A 22,451-nucleotide genomic window follows, 5' to 3' on the forward strand; every position below is an offset into this window, starting at 1 on the left:
TTTTCCTTTCATCCTGCAAACTTTATTTTACAAGTCAAGAACAAGGCGTTCCGGATCTTCTAAACTTTCCTTAACACGTACAAGGAAAGTCACCGCTTCTTGTCCATCAACGATGCGATGATCATAAGAAAGTGCCAAATACATCATGGGGCGAATTACAACTTGTCCCTCCACAACCATTGCTCGTTCTTTAATCGCGTGCATTCCCAAGATACCAGACTGTGGTGCATTTAAGATCGGTGTTGACATTAACGATCCATAAACACCTCCATTGGTAATAGTGAAAGTTCCACCTTGCATATCAGAAACAGCTAATTTTCCATCACGCGCAAGGCGCCCTAAACGACCAATTTCTTTTTCAATCTCTGCCAATGACATCTGATCTGCGTTACGAACCACAGGAACAACAAGACCTTTATCGGTTCCAACAGCAATTCCAGCATTAACATAGTTTTTGTAGACAATATCGGTTCCATCAATTTCTGCATTAACAGCAGGAATTTCTTTTAATGCATGACAAACAGCTTTGGTAAAAAATCCCATAAAGCCAAGCTTCACAGCATGTTTTTTTTCAAAAAGATCTTTATAACGCTTACGCAAATTCATTACTGCAGACATATCAACTTCATTAAATGTCGTTAACATTGCTGCTGTATTTTGTGCATCTTTAAGGCGACGTGCAATTGTCTGACGCAACTTTGTCATACGAACGCGTTCCTCACGTATTTCCTGAACAGGAGCAACAGAAGAACTAGATGCAGAAGTAGCAGGAGGAGATGTCTTTGTTCCTTGTTCCAAGGTACCAAGCACATCTTCTTTGAGAATTTGCCCACGTTTTCCAGAACCTACAACATCGTTTTTTGCAATATTACTTTCAGCCATCATTTTTGCTGCTGAAGGGGCGGGAGGCATCGTACTGACTGAAGCAGATTGCTTCGTTTCAGATGGAGATTTAGAAACAGGTGTAGCATCAGGAGAAAATGATTGCGTTACGCCAGCTGCTCCAGCTTCTAATACCCCTAAGAGAGCATTTACTTCAACTGTATCGCCTTCCTTAGCAGTAATTTCAGATAATTTCCCTGCAACAGGTGAAGGAACTTCAACCGTTACCTTATCAGTTTCTAATTCAACCAAAGGTTCATCCATAGCGACGGCTTCGCCAATTTTTTTAAACCATTTTCCAACCGTTGCTTCGGTAACCGATTCGCCCAAAGTAGGAACACGAATTTCAGTAGTCATAATCTTTTTCCATACATCAGAGTAGTCATAAATTAAGAACCTAATGCGTCTTCAAGAAACGCAGCAAGTTGTTCAAGATGTTTCACCATCAACCCAGAGGCTGGTGATGCACTTGCAGGACGCCCTGCATAACGCGCACGCGCATGTTGCGCATTAATATGCGTCAAAACCCATTCTAGATAAGGCTCAATAAATGACCAAGCCCCCATGTTTTTTGGCTCTTCTTGGCACCAAACAACTTCTGCCTGCAAAAAGCGCGATAACACATTCACCAAAACTTTTGCGGGGAAAGGATAAAGCTGTTCAATACGCAGCAAATAAATATCATCAATACCCCTCTTCTCACGTTCTTCATAAAGATCATAATAAACCTTACCGGTACAAAGAACAATACGGCGAATTTTATCATCTTTTTGTAATTTAATGACAGAATTTTTGAGGCACTCTGCATCATCAAGCAATAAACGGCTAAAATTCGTTTCCGGTCCCATTTCACTGAGAAAAGAAACAGCACGTTTATGACGCAACAGTGATTTTGGTGTCATCAAAATCAAAGGCTTACGGAAATCGCGTTTAATTTGCCGACGTAAAATATGAAAATAATTTGCCGGCGTTGTACAATTAGCAACCTGCATATTATCTTCCGCACAAAGTTGAAGAAAACGCTCTAAACGTGCTGAAGAATGTTCTGGGCCTTGCCCTTCAAAACCATGGGGCAACAAACACACAAGACCAGACATACGAAGCCACTTACGCTCTGCTGAAGAAATAAATTGGTCAAAAATGACTTGCGCCCCATTAGAGAAGTCCCCAAATTGTGCTTCCCAGAGCGTCAATCCGTGCGGTTCAGCAAGAGAATATCCATATTCAAAACCAAGAACAGCCTCTTCAGAAAGCATCGAATTAACAACTTCATAAAGCGCTTGTCCTTTTTGTAAATGATTTAAAGGAATGTAACGCGCTTCATTTTCCTGGTCATAAAGAACCGAATGACGTTGTGAGAAAGTTCCCCGCTCAACATCCTCACCAGAAAGACGAACTGGTGCCCCTTCTAAACACAGCGAACCAAAAGCTAAAGCTTCAGCAGTTGCCCAATCAACACCCTCACCTGTATCAAAAATTTTAGCACGATTATTTAAAAAACGCTGAATGGTTTTATGAATATGAAAATTTTCTGGAATTTCTATAAGTTTTTGACCAATTTTCTTTAAAGTGTCTAACGCAACACCTGTTGTTCTGGAGTGCTGTTCATCAGCATTACTAAAAGACTTAAGCCCTGTCCAGCTCCCATCAAGCCAATCTGCTTTATTAGGTTTATAAGAAGTACTTGCTTCAAGTTCAGTCTCAAGCTTATCGCGCCAGATCTTTTTTTGTTGCTCAATCTCTTCTGAAGCAATTACTCCTTCTGCTACCAATTGATCGCCATAAAGCTGAAGAGTGCTTTTATGATTACGGATTGCCTTATACATAAGCGGTTGAGTAAAGGATGGTTCATCGCCTTCATTATGTCCATAACGACGATAACAAAACATATCAATGACGACTGGTTTATGAAAAATCTGACGAAACTCTGTTGCTATTTTTGCAACAAAGACAACAGCTTCCGGATCATCACCATTCACATGAAAAATTGGTGCTTCAATCATTTTCGCCACATCAGAGGGATAAGGTGAAGAACGCAAAAAGCGCGGATCTGTTGTAAAACCAATCTGATTATTAATGATCACATGAAGTGAGCCAGCAACGTTATAACCTTTAAGACCGGAAAGACCAAAAGTTTCTTGAATTACCCCTTGTCCTGCAAAAGCAGCATCGCCGTGAATAAGTAATGGCATAACCTTTGAACGTTCACTTAATGGAAGTTCATCAGTGTATGTAGGACCCAAAAGTTGATCTTGCTTAGCACGCACTTTACCAACAACAACCGGATCAACAATCTCGAGATGAGACGGATTAGCTAAGAGTGATAAATGAACTTTTCTGCCTTCAAACTCAAGATCGGCTGAAGTTCCCAAATGATACTTAACATCACCGGACCCTTCTACATCATCAGGCTTATAAGAGCCTCCTTTAAATTCATGAAAAATGGCCCGATGTGGTTTTGCGAGAACTTGCGAAAGAACATTTAAACGACCACGATGCGCCATCCCTAAAACAATTTCCTGCACCCCCAAAGCACTACTGCTTTTAATAATCTGTTCAAGAGCGGGAATGAGTGCCTCACCACCATCAAGTCCAAAACGTTTTGTTCCTTTATATTTTGTATCTAAAAACTGTTCAAAGCCTTCTGCTTCAATGAGTTTATTAAGGATTGCTTTTTTGTCTTTCTGTGTGAAAGCAACGCGTTGATCTGGTTTCTCAATACGCTCTTGAAGCCATGCTTTTTGAGCAGGATCAGAAATATGCATATATTCTATACCAATCGTTGAACAATAAGTACGATTGAGAATATCAAGCATTTGCGGAATAGTTGCATATTCTAGCCCTAAAACATGATCAATAAAAATTGGACGCTCATAATCAGCAGGGGTAAATCCATAAGCTTCTGGAGAAAGTTCCTTATAGTCATCAAGTTTTTCCGCCAAGCGAAGAGGATCAAGCTTTGCACGAAGATGCCCCCGTGTGCGAAAAGCACGTATCATTTTCAAGGACTGAACAGAATCGCGTGTTGCTTGAATAATATCTTGTTCACTAGAAACTTTTCCTTTTTGAACAGAAGCAGTTGCTGCTTTTTCCTTTAATTTATCACCAAAATATTTTTCAAGGGCAGACCAATCACCATCAAGAGCAGAGACCAATTCTCCGTTTGCCTTTAGCGGCCAATGATCACGTTGCCATGTTGCTCCTTGAGCATTTTTGAGAACATCTTCCTTCTTATCCTGAAGATTTCCAAAAAAAGCACGCCACTGTGAATCAACACTTGTGGGATCTTTTTCATATTCAGCATAAAGTTGATCTATATAATCCGCATTTCCACCATATAAAAATGATGTCTGTGCAAAAAGACTATTTATATCATCCTGCCTTGCCATATGTCTTTCCGGAAAATTTATTCCGTCTCCTTATATTTTTTGGACCTTTTAACGCTTACCAAGCAAATGAGGATCAGAAAATTCAAAAAAAGCTGTATTTTCTATTTCTAATACTTCATCTACATCAGCATAAACTCTTTTTTAGATGCAGTTTCCTTTTACCCCTTTAAAACTTCCATCAAAGTCTTACCTATCTGTGATGGTGAAGGAGAGACTCGTATTCCAGCAGCTTCCATTGCTGCAATTTTATCTTCTGCTCCACCTTTACCACCAGAAATAACAGCACCAGCGTGTCCCATTGTACGCCCTGGAGGTGCTGTACGACCAGCAATAAAACCAACAACCGGCTTTTTACGACCTTTTTTCGCTTCATCTTGAAGAAACTGTGCTGCATCTTCTTCAGCAGACCCACCAATTTCACCAATCATAACGATAGACTCTGTTGCATCATCAGCTAAAAACATTTCCAACACATCAATAAATTCAGTCCCTTTAACAGGATCTCCCCCAATACCAATAGCTGTTGTCTGTCCAAGACCTTCATGACTCGTTTGAAAAACTGCTTCATACGTCAAAGTTCCCGACCGTGAAACGACCCCAACAGAACCTTTTCTAAAAATGGATCCCGGCATAATACCAATTTTGCATTCATCGGGTGTAAGAATACCAGGGCAATTAGGACCAATGAGACGTGATTTTGATTTTTCCAATTTTGCCTTTACTTTCACCATATCCATAACAGGAATGCCTTCTGTAATACAGATAATTAAACGGATTTCAGCATCAATAGCTTCTATAATCGCGTCAGCTGCTCCTGCAGGCGGAACATAAATAACAGAAGCATCTGCTCCTGTTTTTTCTTTTCCTTCTAACACATTGGAAAAAATAGGAAGTTTTTCACCTTTTGAACCTTCCCATGTTTCGCCACCTTTTTTAGGATGAACACCACCAACCATTTGTGTACCATGATATGCAAGTGCTTGTTCTGTATGAAACGTTCCTGTTTTCCCTGTAAGCCCCTGAACCAGAACTTTTGTATCTTTATTCACAAGAATCGACATAAACTTAAGCTCCCTTCACAGCTGTAACGATTTTTTGAGCAGCATCATCTAAATCATCGGCAGGAATAACGTTCAAACCACTCTCACTAATAATTGCTTTACCCTTCTCAACATTTGTACCTTCAAGACGAACAACCAAAGGAACCTTTAAACCAACTTCTCTAACAGCAGCAACAACACCTTCGGCAATAACGTCACAACGCATAATGCCACCAAAAATATTAACCAAAATCCCTTTCACATTGGGATCAGCAGTAATAATTTTAAAAGCAGCTGTAACTTTTTCTTTTGAAGCACCTCCACCAACATCCAAAAAATTTGCTGGTTCAGCTCCATAAAGCTTAATAATATCCATTGTTGCCATAGCAAGACCAGCACCATTAACCATACAACCAATGGTACCTTCAAGAGCAACATAAGCAAGATCATGCTTTGAGGCTTCTATTTCTTTTGGATCTTCTTCTGAAGTATCCCGTAATTCTAAAATATCTGGATGACGAAACAACGCATTATTATCAAAAGAAACTTTTGCATCAAGAACACGCAAATGCCCATCTTTCATGACAATAAGCGGATTAACTTCGAGAAGACTCATATCTTTTTCACAAAATGCCTTATAAAGAATAGGAAAAAGGGTTTCACCATCTTTGCGTGCATTATCGCGCAATTCCAATGCGTCACAAAGCTTTGTACAATCAGCAGAGGTAACACCGTTTATAGCATCAATAGGCAAAGTGAATATTTTCTCTGGTGTCTCTTCAGCAACCGTTTCAATATCCATCCCACCCTCTGTTGAAACAACAAAAGCAACCTGACCAACGCTACGATCAACTAGAAGTGAAAGATAAAGCTCACGCGCAATATCAGCACCATCTTCAATATAAAGGCGATTGACTTGTTTACCCTCTGGGCCAGTTTGTTTGGTTACCAACGTTTTACCAAGCATTTCTTTGACATTTGCAACAACTTCTTCAACAGATTTTGCAAGCCGAACACCACCTTTTGAATCAGGTCCTAATTCTTTAAATTTACCTTTACCACGACCACCAGCATGTATCTGACTTTTAACCACATAAAGCGGCCCCGGCAGTTTTTGTGCCCATTTTTCAGCTTGCTCTACAGAATAAACAGCAACACCATTTGCAACGGGTGCTCCATATTCATGAAGCAGACGCTTAGCCTGATACTCATGGATATTCATGCTTTTGTCCTTTTCTTTTACGGATTACTATTAATCCTTAAGTTTTTATACTATTTTAATGAACATTGCCCAATTTATTTGAGCTCAGGAACAAGTGCGACACAAGCCTCACACAGTTTTTGTACCGCATTCACTGATTTCTCAAAAGCGCTTCTTTCTTCTTTATCAAAATCAATTTCAATAATCCGTTCAACACCACCTGCACCAAGTACAACAGGAACACCAACATAGGTCTCTTTAACACCATATTGACCAGAAAGATAAGCTGCAACAGGCAAAACACGCCTTTTATCCTTCAAATAAGCTTCAGCCATAGAAACAGCAGAAGCAGCAGGTGCATAAAAAGCAGAGCCTGTTTTTAAAAAACTAACAATTTCTGCACCACCATCACGGGTACGTTGGATAATTTGATCGATTCTTTCTTGTGTAGTCCACCCCATTTTAACAAGATCAGGCAAAGAAATACCACCAACCGTTGAATAACGCATCAAAGGCACCATTGAATCACCGTGTCCTCCTAAAACAAACGCAGATACATCTTTAACAGAGACCTTAAATTCTTCAGATAAAAAATAACGAAAACGTGCCGAATCAAGAACACCTGCCATACCAACCACTTTTTCTGGAGGAAGACCGGAAAATTTCTGCAATGCCCATACCATTGCATCAAGGGGATTGGTAATACAAATAACAAATGCTGAAGACGCGTATTTTTTAATCCCTGCACCAACTTGTTGCATGACTTTTAGATTAATACCTAAAAGATCATCACGACTCATCCCGGGTTTGCGTGCAACACCGGCTGTTACGATAACAACATCAGCCCCTTCAATCTCTTCATAAGCATTAGCGCCTTTTAATTTGATATCAAAACCATCGACAGGAGAAGACTCAGCAATATCAAGAGCTTTCCCATGCGGGACACCTTCTGCAATATCAAATAAAACAACATCAGCAAGTTCTTTAAGGCCTATAATATGTGCTAACGTTCCACCAATCATACCCGAACCAATGAGAGCTATTTTCTTTCGTGCCATTTTATTTTCCTCATTTTAAATAACTTCAGTGCACTCTTAAATTGGTGCCAATATACTGAATGCTTTCTTTGATTTTAGCCATACTTTAAACAATATTATAAGAAGGAGAAAGGTATAAAAGTCTTCAAATTTTTCTCTTCATAGAAACAACAATCCTCTATAAAAACAACTCTTAGAAAATTACTATGGTGTATCGATAAAGTGAATTTCAAAAAAATACAACAGAATTATTACCCTTCTTTTAAATTCAAAGGGTTATTATTTTTATAATTTAAGAGTAAAGTAATAATCAGCTTTTGTCCTTCATAAGAAAATGCTCTTCCCAACATTTTAAATAATCTTGGCTTTGCATTTCAAAAAGACGTGATTGTGTTCTTTGAAACTCAAATGTTTCCGGTGTTTGCGCATGCCCCTGATATAAATTTTCAAGTTTTTCTGCTGCTGATAGAAACAATCTTATGTGACGCTCATAAAGAATATCAATAAACAAAATAAACCGTTTTGTTTCATTGCGGCATGTATCATCCATTACCGGTATATTATCAACAAAAATTGTATGATAGCGTTCTCCCAATGCTAAATATTCAGCTGCTGCTAAAGGTTTTGAACACAAATCTTGATAATTAAAGCGCGCACAACCTGCTCCAACACGTGGAACAGAGATAAGGCGTCCTCTTAGAGAAATTTCATCAGACATTTCTTTTTGTCCTTTTAGAACCAATGCCCATGCCCGATCCATATGTTCATTTGCTTTTACCCCTAAGGGTGTTACATAAACTTGTTGTAAATTTGATTTTTCAAGGCGATAATCTGTTTTTGCATCAAGATTAACCACACGAACATGTGCTTTCAAAACTTGAATAAAAGGCAAAAAGAGCTCACGATTTAAACCTTTATAGTAAAGATTATCTGGAGCGACATTTGAAGTTGCAATAAAAAAAACCCCTCGTTCAAACAAAGCAGAAACAAGGCGACCAAGGACCATAGCATCAGCGATATCTGTTACACTAAATTCATCAAAACAAAGAACCTTTGCTTCTTGTGCAAGATCTTCTGCAACTGCTAAAATAGGATTATTTTGTTTGGATTCTTCATGCGTAGAAGCTTGACGATAAACATTAATACGATCATGCACATCGGCCATAAAATCATTAAAATGCGCACGCTTTTTACGCTCTTGTGGCAAACAAGAAAAAAACAAATCCATAAGCATGGTTTTGCCTCTTCCCACTTCACCATAAATATATAATCCTTGAAAGGAGCTATCCACGCCATTTTGTTTTACAACAGCGGTTTGTTTTTTTTTCTTTAAAAACTTCCAAAATGCCCAAGGCTTAGAAACATTCTGTTGGGCAATTTCTTGTAATAAATGATCAAAATGTTCTGTTAAAGCTAACTGAGCTGGATCAAAACTGATTTTTCCTTTAGCGACCAGCTCCTTATAGCACCTTGAAACAAAAAGCATTCAAACAACCTTTTTTTTAAAACCATTGGCAATGGAAAAAGAGAAGTATTCTTCAAAGACTACCCCTTTTTTATAAACGGCTAAAAGCGATTTAACGTCTTAAAACAACTGGAAGATCATTAAGTGTACGCCCTTCAAAATGATCAATATTGGAAGAATAAAGGGCAGCGATAACACGTCCTGAGTTATCATAAAAATATAATCTTTTTCCTTTAATGGCCCACGAATTTATCCGAGAAATAATTCCTGGACAATGTAAAGGACCAGCACGATACCCTTGACCAAATTTTGTTTGTGGCGTTGCAATTCGGCAAACTTTACCATTCACAGACAGGTTCCATACTCCTGCAATACTTGCAGGAAACAAATTAACAGCATCACTTGGCACTTCAAGACCAGCTATTTTTTCATCACCACGAGGATCTCTTTTTTCATATCTAGGAGCCTCTGCTACTTCAGATTCTTGAGCGACTGATAGAACAGACATTGTTTCAGGTTCTGAGAGTTGCTGAAGTGGATAAATAACTTCTACAGCATTATCATTATTATCCTCAAACCGTGATGTTGAACAACCAGCTAAAGCTGTTATAGCGGATATTACAACGAAAAATGAAATTTTTGAAAATGTCATATCTAAACTCTTTCTCATGACAATAAAGAAGCTCATTTTTAAAAATGAATGAATATTTATTATATAAGCATTTTACAAAGATAAATTAATAAATTAAAAAGAACAGTATAAAATTTGGCTCTTTTAAAAGAATATAATTTTGACTCTCCGTTTTATATTCATTCAACACTAGAAATTTATAAGATTTTCAGTCATATTTATTATAAGTAGCATTAGAATTAGAGAAATTTCATGAAAACGCCATTTAGCAAAATGGACGGTCTTGGAAATCAAATCATTGTTGCAGATATGCGTGAAAGTGCCCACACGATCACACAAGAAGCAATCCTTTCCTTGGCAGCAGATCCTCAAACACATTTTGATCAGATTATGGCTATTCACGCACCAACCCAAAATAAAGCTGACTTTCGCATTGAAATATGGAATGCCGATGGTTCAATGGCTAAAGCTTGCGGTAATGGTACCCGCTGTGTCATCGCATGGCTCACAGATCATAATTTAGGTAAAAGCTTTCGATTAGAAACACCTGCTGGAATAATTGAAGGAAAATGCCAAAGCGATGGCCTTGTCTCTGTTGATATGGGATGCCCCAATTTCAATGCAAAAAAGATGCCTGTTTCACGTGAAATCATTGATACCAATCATGTAGAAATAACTGCTGGTCCCTTAAAAGATGCCTGCCTTGTGTCCGTTGGCAATCTCCACGCTATTTTTTTTATTGAAGATGATATTCAGCAAATTCCACTAGAAAAATATGGACCAAAACTTGAACATGATCCTCTTTTTCCAGAACGATGCAATATTTCTATTGCTTATGTTGTGTCACAAAAAAGCCTAAATTTACGAACATGGGAAAGAGGAGCTGGATTAACGCAAGCATGCGGTAGTGCTGCTTGTGCAAGTGCAGTAGCTGCATATCGACGTGGTCTCACTAAACGCCATATTGATGTAACTTTACCAGGAGGAAAACTGAATATTTTTTATCGAGAAGATGATCATATTGTCATGACAGGACCAATCAAATATGACTTTAGTGGTTTTTTAAATCCTCTAACAGGATGCTATAAAAAGGATCACTCTTGATGGCGATAGAAGTTGTAACATTTGGCTGTCGATTAAATAGCTACGAATCAGAAATTATACGCAAAGAAAGTACTTCTTCAGGATTAGACCAACTTAAAGATGGTGCTATCATTTTTAATACCTGTGCTGTTACTGCTGAAGCCGTAAGACAAGCAAAACAAGCTATCCGCAAAGCAAGACGTAAGAATCCAAATGCCCGCATTATTGTAACAGGATGTGCTGCACAAACAGAAGCGCAAAATTTTGCTTCAATGACAGAAGTAGACCTTGTTTTAGGCAATGAAGAAAAACTCCATGCACATTCTTATCGTCAACTTCCTGATTTTGGTATCAATCATTCTGAAAAATTGCGTATCAATGATATAATGGAAGTGCAAAAAATTGCCCCGCACATGGTAAGTGCAATGGAAGAACGTACACGCGCTTTTGTACAGGTACAAAATGGATGTGATCATCGTTGTACATTTTGCATTATCCCTTATGGACGTGGACCATCACGTTCAGTCCCCATGGGAGCTGTCATTGAACAAATAAAACAATTAACAGGAGATGGTATTCAAGAAGTGGTTTTAACAGGCGTTGATCTCACAAGTTATGGTCATGACCTTCCTGGAAAAACTAATCTAGGAAAATTAACTTCTGCCATTTTGCATCACATTCCTGACTTGCCTCGATTACGCCTTTCATCAATCGATTCTATTGAAGCAGACGAAGAACTTATTGATCTTTTAGCCTATGAAAAAAGGATCATGCCACATTTGCATTTATCCTTGCAAGCGGGAGATAATATGATTCTCAAACGAATGAAACGGCGACATTTGCGTGAACATGCAATTCAATTTTGTCAAGAACTACGTTCTAAACGTCCTACAATGGTTTATGGTGCAGACTTAATTGCCGGTTTTCCTACTGAAACAGAAGAAATGTTTCAAAAGAGTTTGGCATTAATAAATGATTGCTCTTTAACCCATCTTCATATTTTTCCTTTTAGTCCAAGAGAAGGAACACCTGCCGCACGTATGCCACAAATCAACCGTAGAGTTGTTAAAATGCGCGCAGAAAAATTACGAAAAGCAGGTGAGGAGGCTTATCAGAAACATCTTGCTCATTTACAAAATAGCATGCAAACAATTCTTGTTGAAAAAAATGAAATAGGACGGACCGAAGATTATACTCTAGCGCAGATCAAAGGCGCAAAAGCTGGAACAATTGTTCAGGCTCTTATTGTTAGTCATGACAGTGATAAATTAATCGCTGTCCTTCCAAAATTGAATGCAGCTTGAGCAGGAAAACCCTTATGACAAAGTCTTTTATTAAAAAAATATTCTCTTTTAATAAGCAAAAAGAGCAGGAAATAGAACAAGATTCCACATCTTATAAAACAGAGAGAGAAGAAAATGAATATAAAAACGAAAAAAACTCTCTTTCTTCTATAGACACAGAAAAAGAAGAATATACCGAAAATAAAGATATTCTATCTGAAAAATATGATGAAAAAACACCACCCCTTACACCCTATTCTGGCAAAATAATCATTACAGATACAATTCATGAAAAAAAAGTTGAAGAACTTTTACCTATATCTTCTGTTGAACAAAAAAAGGCAGCATGGTTTGAGCGTCTAAAAAACGGATTAGCCCTTTCTTCACAGCGTTTAAGTGGATCAATTGGTGACCTCTTTGTTAAGAGAAAACTTAATGGAGAGACATTGCAAGAACTAGAAGATATCTTGATACAAGCTGATTTTGGTGTAGAAACAGCGACACATATTACCGGTGTGTTGTCTTCCAGTCGCTATGGAAAAGATCTTTCCTTAGATGACATTCATACTATTGTAGCAAATGAAATTACAAAAATATTAGAACCTGTTGCCATTCCATTAGAGCTTGACCTTAGTCACAAACCTCATGTTATTTTGCTGGTAGGTGTCAATGGAACTGGAAAAACAACCACTATTGGGAAACTTGCAGCAAAACTCACTGCAGGAGGACTCAAAGTAACACTCGCCGCTGGTGATACATTCCGCGCTGCTGCTATTGAACAATTACATATTTGGGGGGAACGTACAGGATCTCCTGTTATTTCAACTAAACTAGGTGCAGATGCTGCTAGTCTTGCGTTTGATGCATATGAAAAAGCAAAAAAAGCAAACAGTGATATTTTAATTATTGATACAGCTGGACGCTTACAAAATAAAACTGAATTGATGGATGAATTGGCAAAAATTATCCGTGTTTTAAAAAAACATACTCCCCAAGCACCTCATACAGTTCTTCAAACGCTTGATGCAACCACTGGGCAAAATGCACTGAGCCAAGTGAATATTTTTCGTGATATTGCTGGTGTTAATGGTTTGGTTATGACAAAGCTTGATGGTAGCGCACGGGGAGGAATTCTTGTTGCCATAGCAGAAAAATATAAATTACCTATTTACTTTATCGGTATAGGAGAAAATATTGAAGATCTTCAACCTTTTTCTGCTTCCGATTTTGCTGAAACTATTGCAGGAAAACACGCATGAAACAATTTTCATCTGAATCTCGTTCGCAAAATAATTACAATTCTTCACATAATGACCCTAATTCAAAAGATATTGATAAAAATAAAAAAGCACCTCTTTCACCAACACTTAAATTTTTCTTAGAAATGGGACCATTGGTCGCTTTTTTTCTTGCCAACTATAAGGGCGAATGGTTGATAAATAATATTGAGATTTTTAAAAATTTTGAAAAAACGCTTTTCCCAGCAACAGCTATTTTTATGGTAGCGATTATTATTTCTCTAATCCTATCATGGATCCTTGCACGAAATATTCCCATAATGCCTCTTATCTCGGGAATATTTGTTCTCGTTTTTGGCTCTTTAACGCTTTGGCTTCACAATGAGACCTTTATAAAAATGAAACCAACAATTATTAATAGCTTATTTGCTTTCATTCTTTTCGGTGGTCTATTTTTAAAAAAATCACTTTTACGTTATGTTCTCGATTCAACTTTAAAACTCGACGATATAGGATGGCAGAAGCTCACCTATCGCTGGGCATTTTTTTTCATTTTCCTCGCCCTCTTAAATGAAATTATCTGGCGTAATTTTAGTGATAATTTCTGGACAAGTTTTAAAGTATTTGGTGTTATGCCCATAACAATTCTTTTCATGATTATCCAAATGCCTCTTATTATGAAACATTCACAAGGACTTTTTACAGAAAAAAATAAATCTGATTCTTGAATACAACATATTAAGCATTACAAATGATACTGTTCATGGAGAAAAAATATGTTGATTGAACAGTTCATTTGTAGAGAAGATAATTTTGGCGTTCTCATTCATGATGAAAAAAGTGGTTATACAGCCGCAATTGATGCACCTGAAAGTGTAGCAATTCATGATGCCTTAAAACGCCGTAACTGGACGCTTCAAACTATTTTTGTAACACATCATCATCACGATCATGTGGAAGCGCTGGTAGAATTAAAGAAAATTTATAATGCCGTTGTTATCGGACCAGAAGCAGAAAAAGATAAAATTCCTTATCTCGATAGAACACTTCAACCTGATGAAAAATTTTTCTTTGCTACACATAGGCTTTTAGCTCTCTCAACACCTGGCCATACGCTAGGAGCATTATCTTATTATTTTCCTGAAAAAAATTTACTCTTTGCTGGAGACACTCTTTTTTCACTTGGTTGTGGACGTCTTTTTGAAGGAACAGCAGCACAAATGCTAAATTCTTTAAAAAAACTTCGTCAACTTCCTGATGAAACACTTCTTTATTGTGGACATGAATACACAAAAAATAATGCTCTTTTTGCACTAACGATTGATCCACATAATAAAAAACTTCAACAAAGAGTAGAAGACGTTTTTTTATTACGTGCAAAAAATGCCATGACATTACCAAGCACTTTAGAGCAAGAAAAAGCAACAAATCCCTTTCTTCGCTGGGATGATTATACAATTAAAAGAAACCTTGCAATGATAAATGCAACAGATGAAGAAGTCTTTACTGAAATTCGAAAAAGAAAGGATCTCTTTTAATCATGCTGAGATATATATTATGCTTTTTTCTCCTTTTTCCTTTTACATCATATGCTCAAGAAATAAGAGAAAAAGAAACAAATAATCATTTCTTTATTTCACCTCTTGTTGCAAGTTATTCCTTAACAGAAGACTTTCTTTTGAAATTAGAAAAAATTGGAAAAGAATGTGAAAATTCATCTCCAACACCAGAAACAACCGATATAAAAAATAATGTTATCATTGATGATACTAACATTGAAGAATATATCATATATATTTCGAACAAACCAAAATTTGTAAATATTTTAAGAGAAAATAGCCTCACACCTAAAGAATTTGTTATTGGTCTCTTAGCACTTCAAACAACATTAGTAATATTGACAAATGAAAACCCCTCTTTAAAAAAACAAAACATTATATCTTCAAGCAATCTTGAGTTTGGTAAGAAGCATATGTATAGAATAATTAAGGTTTTAAGACAATCTTGTTAAGAAAACTCTTTTTATTTTGAATAAGTTATTAATTTTGCAAACGCCGACAAATATCATCCAGTTGTTCTAATGATGAATAATGTATTTTTAAATCTCCTCCTTTTTTACCATGTCGAATAATAACTTTCATACCAATCACGTCTGCAAGTAATTTTTCAAGAGATTTTGTTTCTTCATTTTTTTCTACAATAGTGCGTTTTTTAGCCTTAGGATTAGCCTGTTCATATGCAAGCATTTCTGTTTGCCGTACAGAAAGCCCTTCTTGAATAATTTTTTCTGCTAAATCTTGTGGATTATCAACGGTTATGAGACAACGCGCATGACCAGCAGAAAGTTGCCCATTTGTTAAGAATTGTTGTACTTTTGGTGGAAGTTTTAACAAACGAAGTGTATTTGCAACATGACTTCGACTTTTTCCAATCACTTGGGCTAAATCTGCTTGTGTATAATCATGTTCATTTAGCAAAATTTCATATCCCATTGCCTCTTCAATAGGATTAAGATCAGCACGTTGAACATTTTCAATTATTGCTAATTCCAAAGCAGTTTTATCATCTACATCTCGAACAATAACAGGCAATTGACTTAAATTAGCACGTTGCGCAGCACGCCACCGCCTTTCTCCAGCAATTAATTCAAAGCGATGTGGATGATCTTTTGAAGGTCTAACAACTATGGGTTGAACAACACCGTGTTGTCGAATTGATTGAGCTAAATTATCAAGTTCTGATTCCGTAAAATTGCGTCGTGGATTATGTGGATTACATGAGATAGATTCAAGAGGAACAAACCGCTCAGAAAATTTAGCAATAGTACCAGATTCTGTTACTTTATCTGTAGTTGATGAACGCACAAGATTATTGTTAAAATTGATATCGCCAATCAATGCAGCTAATCCGCGACCCAGTCTTTTTTTTGATTGATCATCATTCATAATTTTGCTCTTTATTTTTTTAAATTAAATATCTTTTTATATTTCTAAGCGGCTTCTTGTGCTTGTTTTTCACGTTGAATCATTTCTGATGCTAAACGCAAATAAGCTTGGCTTCCAGCACATTTTAGATCGTAGAGCAAGACTGGTTTACCAAAAGAAGGAGCCTCTGAAACTCTTACATTTCGTGGAATAACTGTGCGATAAACTTTATCTCCCATAAAAGAGCGCACGTCTTCAACAACTTGATTAGATAGATTATTTCGTCCATCATACATCGTAAGAACAATACCCTGAATTTCTAAAGATGGATTAAGAACAGATCTCACTTGTTTTACAGTTTCAAGCAATTGGCTTAAACCTTCAAGTGCTAAAAATTCACATTGCATAGGAACTAAAACAGAATCTGCAGCACCCATAGCATTAAGTGTTAAAAGATTGAGTGATGGAGGACAGTCAATTAAAATATAATTGAATTTTTTTTCCATTTTTGGATCATCATAGAGTGCTTGACGTAATCGTTGAATACGATCTTTCGATGAAGAAATTTCCATTTCTACGCCTAAAAGATCGAGTGTAGAAGGTACAATATAAAGATTAGGTACAGCTGTCTTTAAAGCAGCCTCTGTTACTGAAACTCCAGAAACTAAAACATCATAGGAAGACAAAGGACGACTATTACGATCAATTCCTAATCCTGTACTTGCATTTCCCTGTGGATCAACATCCATAATAAGAACATTTTTTCCAATAGCAGCTAAAGCTGTCGCAAGATTAATAGCTGTGGTTGTTTTTCCGACTCCACCTTTTTGGTTTGCAATAGCGATAATCCGTGTTTCGCTCATTTTGCTTTACCCTCTATATGACCGAACATGAGAAATTTCTAAAATAACAGAATTTTCATCAATTTTACTTTTATGTTTTAACAGATCAAAGCGCCAATTGGCAGAGGCATTTTTAATTTCTGTAGCGTAATCCCGACCTTTTTGCAAAAGAGCGATTGTTTTTTTTGTGAATAAAGGAGAAATAAGGTTTAAAAGGACATCAAGTGGAGCTAATCCCCGTGCTGTAATAACTTCTGGTGTAGATATTTTTTGATATACATCTTCGATTCTACAATGATAAACTTTTGCTGGCAAATTAAGTTTAGCAATAACCGTTCGTAAAAAAGCAACTTTTTTTCCATTACTTTCTACTAAATCGATATGTCCTACCTTTTTTTCTTTTAGAAAAATAGCTATAATAATTGCAGGAAATCCTCCACCTGATCCAAGGTCACACCAATGTGAAAAATGACTATGCAGAGGGTAAATTTGTGCTGAATCTAAAATATGACGCGTCCATAGAAATGGGATTGTTGCAGCAGACACCAAATTAATACGTGTATTCCACTGTGTTATTAAAGTTTCAAATTCTATTAAATCCTCCATCGTTTCACGTGAAACAGAAGGAATGATATTTGAAAGTGTTTGATATTTTTGTTCTCTAGAAATATTCATTAAGCTATTTTAGCCTTTTCACGTTTTTGACGTTGAATATAAGTAATGATGAGTGATAATGCTGCTGGTGTCATACCATCAATTTTTTGTGCATCAGCAATGGAACGCGGCGATATTTTCTGAATTTTCGTTTTAAGTTCATTTGAAAGTCCTGAAATTGCCTGAATATTAAGAGAAGAAGGAATTTCTAAACGTTCGTCTCGTTGAAGAGCAGCAATATCCTGTTTTTGTCTTTCTAAATAAACCGCATATTGCGCTTCAATTTCTAAAGATTCAACGGTTTTAGAATCAATTGATTGTAACTGTGGCCAAAACTGAGAAAGACGTTCTAAACGCATTTGAGGATAAGCAAGAAAATCATAAGCGGAACGCCTAACTCCGTCCTGATTAACATGCAATCCGTGGGCTGAAGCTTCATTTGGTGTTAAAAAAAGACTTTGACAAAGCGATCGCGCTTGGTCAAGACGTTTTTGTTTTTGTTGATAACAATCCCAACGATCTTTACTAACGATCCCCCATTGTTTGGCTAAAGGTGTTAAACGAGCATCAGCATTATCAGATCGTAAAGATAAACGAAATTCAGCACGTGATGTAAACATCCTATAAGGTTCACAAACCCCACGTGATACTAGATCATCAACCATCACACCAATATAAGCCGTAGAACGACTTATAATGATTTCATCTAAATTACTGACTTTACGTGCAGCATTTAATCCTGCCAAAAGTCCCTGCGCTGCTGCTTCCTCATATCCTGTTGTACCGTTAATTTGGCCTGCTAAAAATAATCCTGGTAAAGAACGTAATTCTAAAGTCTTCGTTAAATTTTGCGGATTAACAAAATCATATTCAATAGCATATCCAGGTTGTAAAATTGTTACATTTTCCAACCCTTCAATAGTTTTCAATAAAGAAATTTGAACATCTTCAGGAAGAGAAGTAGAAAGACCATTTGGATAAACGGTATCATCATTTAATCCTTCTGGTTCCAAAAAAATCTGATGTCCATCACGTTCACCAAATTTAACAATTTTATCTTCAATAGAAGGACAGTAACGTGGTCCTAATCCTTCAATATTTCCAGAATATAAAGCAGATTTTTGAATATTTTCACGAACAATTTTATGTGTTTGTGTATTTGTGCGTGTTATTGCACATTCAATTTGCGGTTGTTCAATTTTTTCTGTTAAAAAAGAAAAAGGGACGGGATCTTCATCAGCTTTTTGTTTTGGAAGATAATCCCAATGAATTGTTTTTTTACTCAAACGCGCAGGTGTTCCTGTTTTTAATCTTCCAAGCTTTATATGATAACTTTTCAATCTTTCTGCAAGTTGTACACTTGATTGATCTCCCATACGTCCTGCAGCCCATGTTTTATTTCCCATATGAATAAAACCGTTTAAAAATGTACCTGTTGTTAAAACAACAGCACCTGAAAAAAGTGTTCCTTGTTTTTTTAAAACAACACCTGAAACACAATTATCTTTAATAATCAAATCAATCACTTCATCTTCAATAAGAAGAAGATTTTCTTGTTCTTTTAAAAGTTTTTGAATCGCTTTTTTATAGAGTTGTCGATCTGCTTGCGTACGTGGTCCTCTTACTGCTGGACCTTTACGGCGATTAAGAAGCCTAAATTGGATTCCTGCTGCATCTGCTGCGCGTCCCATAAGACCATCTAAAGCATCTATTTCACGAACAAGATGTCCTTTTCCAAGACCACCTATAGCAGGATTACATGACATTGCACCTAATGCTGATATTTTATGTGTAACAAGTACTGTTTTTGCTCCTACACGCGCTGAAGCTGAAGCAGCTTCGCAGCCAGCATGACCACCACCAACAATAATAACGTCATACAAATGCATTTGAACCCATTTCTATAGAAAATTTACAATCAAGTTTCACGTGAAACAGAATATAGAATACATAATCTTTAGAATCTGTCTATCAAATAATCAATGTTTCACGTGAATCATTATTTACCTATACAAAATTCTGAAAAAATAATATCAAGTAAATCTTCAACATCTATATCTCCTGTAATTTTTCCAAGAAAATCACTTGCACGACGAAGATGTTCTGCACGTAAACTAAGATCAAGAGAAGAATTATTCACAGAAGCCTTAATTTCTTTAACAGCTTCTTTTAATAACTGAAGTTGCCTTTTTCGTGCTGGAACAAGATTTCCAATTTCAGCAGCACGATGGGAACAAAATAATTCAAGCTTTCTAATAAAAAAATCAAAATTTAAACCTGTTGATGCAGAAAACTCCATTAAAAAATGGTTTTTATTCTTTTCACAAAGATCAAGCTTATTACCAACACGCCATATTTCTGCTGATGTTTCTGGCAATTCAATTTCTTTTGGTTTTAGCATATCATAAACTAAAATAACTAAATCAGCTTCTATAACATGTTGTTTTGCAACTTCTATTCCTAATTGCTCTATTTTATTTTCTGTTTCTCTAAAACCAGCAGTATCTGTCAAAAAAACTGGTAAACCACCAAGAATAAGCCTCATTTCTAAAGCATCACGCGTCGTTCCCTCTTCATCTGTCACAATAGAAACAGTTTTTCCAGCCAAACGATTCATGATACTTGATTTTCCAGAATTTGGAGCACCTGCAATGACAATTTTTAATCCATCACGCAAGATACTCGCGCGCTCTCCTTCCACAATATGTTCTTGCAGAGAAATGCAAAGATCCTCCACTTCTTTCCAAAATTTATCAGATACTGAATCTGGAATATCAGCTTCATCAGCAAAATCAAGTTCTGCTTCAATAAAGGCACGTGCTTTCATAAGTTTATGGCGCCAATCACGATAAAGTGTTGTTAAACGTCCACTTGTACCCATAATTGCCAAACGACGCTGACTTTCTGTTTCCGCTTCTATTAAATCAGCAAGTCCTTCTGCTTGAACAAGATCCAATTTCCCTTCTATAAAAGCACGACGAGAAAATTCACCTGGTTCTGCACTACGACATCCAGAAAATGTAGATAGTTCATCAAGAAAACGATTTACAACTGCTTTTCCTCCATGCAAATGAAATTCTGCACAATCTTCCCCTGTAAAACTATGAGGAGCAGGAAAAAAAACAGTCAAAGCAGAATCTAAAAAACTACCATCACGAGCTGTGAGATTTCCATAATGCATAAACCGCGCTTTAGGTAAACAACCACAAAGCGTTTTAACAACATTCACTACATGAGGACCAGAAAGTCGAATGACAGCAACCCCTGAAGGCAACAATCCACTCGAAACAGCAAAGATTGTATCCACAGGATAATCCTAATAAAAAAATTAACACTCTTATGTATTCATTGAATCAAAGAATTCACTATTGTTTTTCGTTTGCTTTAATTTATCAATTAAAAATTCAATAGCATCTGTTACATTCATAGGTGCTAAAATGCGACGAAGAACAAAAATTTTATGTAAATCTTGCCGCGCAACCAATAATTCTTCTTTACGTGTTCCTGATTTCAAAATATCCATAGCTGGGAAAATACGTTTATCAGCAACTTTGCGATCAAGAACAATTTCTGAATTTCCTGTTCCTTTAAATTCTTCGAAAATCACTTCATCCATACGGCTACCTGTATCAATCAAAGCCGTTGCAATAATTGTTAAAGATCCACCTTCTTCAATATTACGTGCTGCACCAAAAAAACGTTTTGGACGTTGTAGAGCATTTGCATCCACCCCCCCAGTTAAAACTTTACCTGATGAAGGAACAACCGTATTATAGGCACGACCCAAGCGCGTAATAGAATCGAGAAGGATAACAACATCACGTCCATATTCGACAAGGCGTTTTGCTTTTTCAATAACCATTTCAGCTACTTGTACGTGACGTATTGCTGGTTCATCAAAAGTAGAAGAAACAACCTCTCCCTTAACAGAACGCTGCATATCAGTAACTTCTTCTGGTCGTTCATCAATTAAAAGAACAATAAGATAACATTCAGGATGATTTGTTGTAATAGAATGCGCAATATTTTGGAGTAAAACTGTTTTTCCTGTTCGAGGTGGTGCTACGATAAGTCCTCTTTGACCTTTTCCCAATGGAGATATTAAATCAATTACCCGCGATGACATATCTTTTTCCGTAGGATCTTGTATTTCCATTTGGAAACGTTCATTTGAGTAAAGAGGAGTGAGATTATCAAAATGAATTTTATAGCGAATCTTTTCAGGATTTTCAAAATTAATTGTATTAATTTTAAGAAGAGCAAAATAACGCTCTCCTTCTTTTGGACTCCGTATAGGGCCTTCAATGGTATCGCCTGTTTTTAAAGAAAATGATTGGATTTGTGCAGGTGAAAGATAAATATCATCAGGTCCTGGAAGATAATTAGCATCAGCAGATCTTAAAAAACCAAATCCATCTTGTAAAACCTCGACGACGCCTTCTCCAATAATTTCCACATCTTGTAAAGCAAGTTTTTTCAAGATAGCAAACATCAATTCTTGTTTGCGCATAAGAGAAGCATTTTCAACTTCTAATGTTTCAGCAAAAGAGACGAGTTCAACGGGATTTTTACTTTTAAGTTCTTGTAGTTTCATTTCTTGCATGAAATATGCTCTTTAAATTAGGGGAAATTATTTTGTAGAGAATTTAAAGAATGAAGCACTCTTATTAAGGTAAAAATAGTGTACACTTAACTTTTTTAAACTGCAAGCATTCTTCATAAGATTTATCTTCGTATATGGTTTAATAAATATATATAAAAATCGATTATACAAATTAAAAT

The 22,451-nt window shown here is 36.5% G+C and carries 19 protein-coding genes; 6 read left to right on the forward strand and 13 right to left on the reverse strand.

What is annotated here, in order from left to right:
• Nucleotides 1-27: 27 nt before the first annotated feature.
• From odhB to K3248_RS05275, 7 genes are all read right to left on the reverse strand, one after another.
• On the reverse strand, nt 28-1,239 hold the full coding sequence (gene odhB / locus K3248_RS05245) for a 2-oxoglutarate dehydrogenase complex dihydrolipoyllysine-residue succinyltransferase (RefSeq protein ID WP_220717345.1): 1,212 nt from the start codon (nt 1,237-1,239) through the stop codon (nt 28-30).
• 32 nt (nt 1,240-1,271) lie between these two features.
• Nucleotides 1,272-4,271 (reverse strand): 2-oxoglutarate dehydrogenase E1 component, encoded by a 3,000-nt coding sequence (locus K3248_RS05250; protein ID WP_220717346.1) that lies wholly within the window; start codon nt 4,269-4,271, stop codon nt 1,272-1,274.
• 158 nt (nt 4,272-4,429) lie between these two features.
• Complete coding sequence (gene sucD / locus K3248_RS05255) at nt 4,430-5,332, reverse strand: succinate--CoA ligase subunit alpha (RefSeq protein ID WP_220717347.1); 903 nt, start codon at nt 5,330-5,332, stop codon at nt 4,430-4,432.
• A gap of 4 nt (nt 5,333-5,336) precedes the next feature.
• Nucleotides 5,337-6,533: an ADP-forming succinate--CoA ligase subunit beta gene (gene sucC, locus K3248_RS05260; protein ID WP_220717348.1), complete on the reverse strand. Its 1,197-nt coding sequence runs from the start codon at nt 6,531-6,533 to the stop codon at nt 5,337-5,339.
• A 74-nt stretch (nt 6,534-6,607) separates the two neighbouring features.
• Nucleotides 6,608-7,570 carry a malate dehydrogenase gene (gene mdh, locus K3248_RS05265; RefSeq protein ID WP_220717349.1) on the reverse strand — a complete coding sequence of 321 codons (963 nt, stop codon included), beginning with the start codon at nt 7,568-7,570 and terminating at the stop codon, nt 6,608-6,610.
• Between the two features lie 289 nt (nt 7,571-7,859).
• Nucleotides 7,860-9,035 (reverse strand): cell division protein ZapE, encoded by a 1,176-nt coding sequence (zapE, locus tag K3248_RS05270; RefSeq protein ID WP_220717350.1) that lies wholly within the window; start codon nt 9,033-9,035, stop codon nt 7,860-7,862.
• A gap of 91 nt (nt 9,036-9,126) precedes the next feature.
• Nucleotides 9,127-9,666, reverse strand: coding sequence for an AprI/Inh family metalloprotease inhibitor (locus K3248_RS05275; RefSeq protein ID WP_220717351.1), 540 nt, complete (start codon nt 9,664-9,666; stop codon nt 9,127-9,129).
• A gap of 231 nt (nt 9,667-9,897) precedes the next feature.
• On the opposite strand from K3248_RS05275, the gene dapF reads away from it, so the two are divergent.
• From dapF to K3248_RS05305, 6 genes are read left to right on the forward strand one after another with little or no spacing between them, the layout of a single operon-like run.
• A complete protein-coding gene (gene dapF, locus K3248_RS05280) occupies nt 9,898-10,749 on the forward strand; it encodes a diaminopimelate epimerase (protein ID WP_220717352.1) in 852 nt (283 codons plus the stop codon).
• Nucleotides 10,749-12,032: a tRNA (N(6)-L-threonylcarbamoyladenosine(37)-C(2))-methylthiotransferase MtaB gene (gene mtaB / locus K3248_RS05285; protein WP_220717353.1), complete on the forward strand. Its 1,284-nt coding sequence runs from the start codon at nt 10,749-10,751 to the stop codon at nt 12,030-12,032. The genes dapF and mtaB overlap by 1 nt, the downstream gene beginning before the upstream one ends.
• Before the next feature lie 14 nt (nt 12,033-12,046).
• On the forward strand, nt 12,047-13,270 hold the full coding sequence (gene ftsY, locus K3248_RS05290) for a signal recognition particle-docking protein FtsY (protein WP_220717354.1): 1,224 nt from the start codon (nt 12,047-12,049) through the stop codon (nt 13,268-13,270).
• Nucleotides 13,267-13,977, forward strand: a complete 711-nt coding sequence (locus K3248_RS05295) for a septation protein A (RefSeq protein WP_220717355.1) — start codon at nt 13,267-13,269, stop codon at nt 13,975-13,977. The genes ftsY and K3248_RS05295 overlap by 4 nt, the downstream gene beginning before the upstream one ends.
• A gap of 48 nt (nt 13,978-14,025) precedes the next feature.
• Nucleotides 14,026-14,787: a hydroxyacylglutathione hydrolase gene (gene gloB / locus K3248_RS05300; protein WP_220717356.1), complete on the forward strand. Its 762-nt coding sequence runs from the start codon at nt 14,026-14,028 to the stop codon at nt 14,785-14,787.
• A gap of 2 nt (nt 14,788-14,789) precedes the next feature.
• Nucleotides 14,790-15,260: a hypothetical protein gene (locus K3248_RS05305; RefSeq protein ID WP_220717357.1), complete on the forward strand. Its 471-nt coding sequence runs from the start codon at nt 14,790-14,792 to the stop codon at nt 15,258-15,260.
• 28 nt (nt 15,261-15,288) lie between these two features.
• Here the strand turns inward: K3248_RS05305 and K3248_RS05310 are convergent, their stop codons facing one another.
• The 6 genes from K3248_RS05310 to rho all read right to left on the reverse strand — a co-directional run bounded on the left by K3248_RS05310 (nt 15,289) and on the right by rho (nt 22,272).
• Complete coding sequence (locus tag K3248_RS05310; protein WP_220717358.1) at nt 15,289-16,194, reverse strand: ParB/RepB/Spo0J family partition protein; 906 nt, start codon at nt 16,192-16,194, stop codon at nt 15,289-15,291.
• A 44-nt stretch (nt 16,195-16,238) separates the two neighbouring features.
• Nucleotides 16,239-17,036: a ParA family protein gene (locus tag K3248_RS05315; protein ID WP_220717359.1), complete on the reverse strand. Its 798-nt coding sequence runs from the start codon at nt 17,034-17,036 to the stop codon at nt 16,239-16,241.
• Between the two features lie 6 nt (nt 17,037-17,042).
• On the reverse strand, nt 17,043-17,690 hold the full coding sequence (gene rsmG / locus K3248_RS05320; RefSeq protein WP_220717360.1) for a 16S rRNA (guanine(527)-N(7))-methyltransferase RsmG: 648 nt from the start codon (nt 17,688-17,690) through the stop codon (nt 17,043-17,045).
• Entirely contained in the window at nt 17,690-19,558 is a 1,869-nt protein-coding gene (gene mnmG, locus K3248_RS05325) for a tRNA uridine-5-carboxymethylaminomethyl(34) synthesis enzyme MnmG (RefSeq protein ID WP_220717361.1), read from the reverse strand. The genes rsmG and mnmG overlap by 1 nt, the downstream gene beginning before the upstream one ends.
• 110 nt (nt 19,559-19,668) lie before the next feature.
• Nucleotides 19,669-20,976, reverse strand: coding sequence for a tRNA uridine-5-carboxymethylaminomethyl(34) synthesis GTPase MnmE (gene mnmE / locus K3248_RS05330; RefSeq protein WP_220717362.1), 1,308 nt, complete (start codon nt 20,974-20,976; stop codon nt 19,669-19,671).
• Between the two features lie 30 nt (nt 20,977-21,006).
• Nucleotides 21,007-22,272, reverse strand: coding sequence for a transcription termination factor Rho (rho, locus tag K3248_RS05335; protein WP_034448516.1), 1,266 nt, complete (start codon nt 22,270-22,272; stop codon nt 21,007-21,009).
• Between the last annotated feature and the right edge of the window lie 179 nt (nt 22,273-22,451).

Origin of the sequence: Bartonella raoultii (genome assembly GCF_019659805.1) — a bacterium.
GTDB classification, from domain to species: domain Bacteria; phylum Pseudomonadota; class Alphaproteobacteria; order Rhizobiales; family Rhizobiaceae; genus Bartonella; species Bartonella raoultii.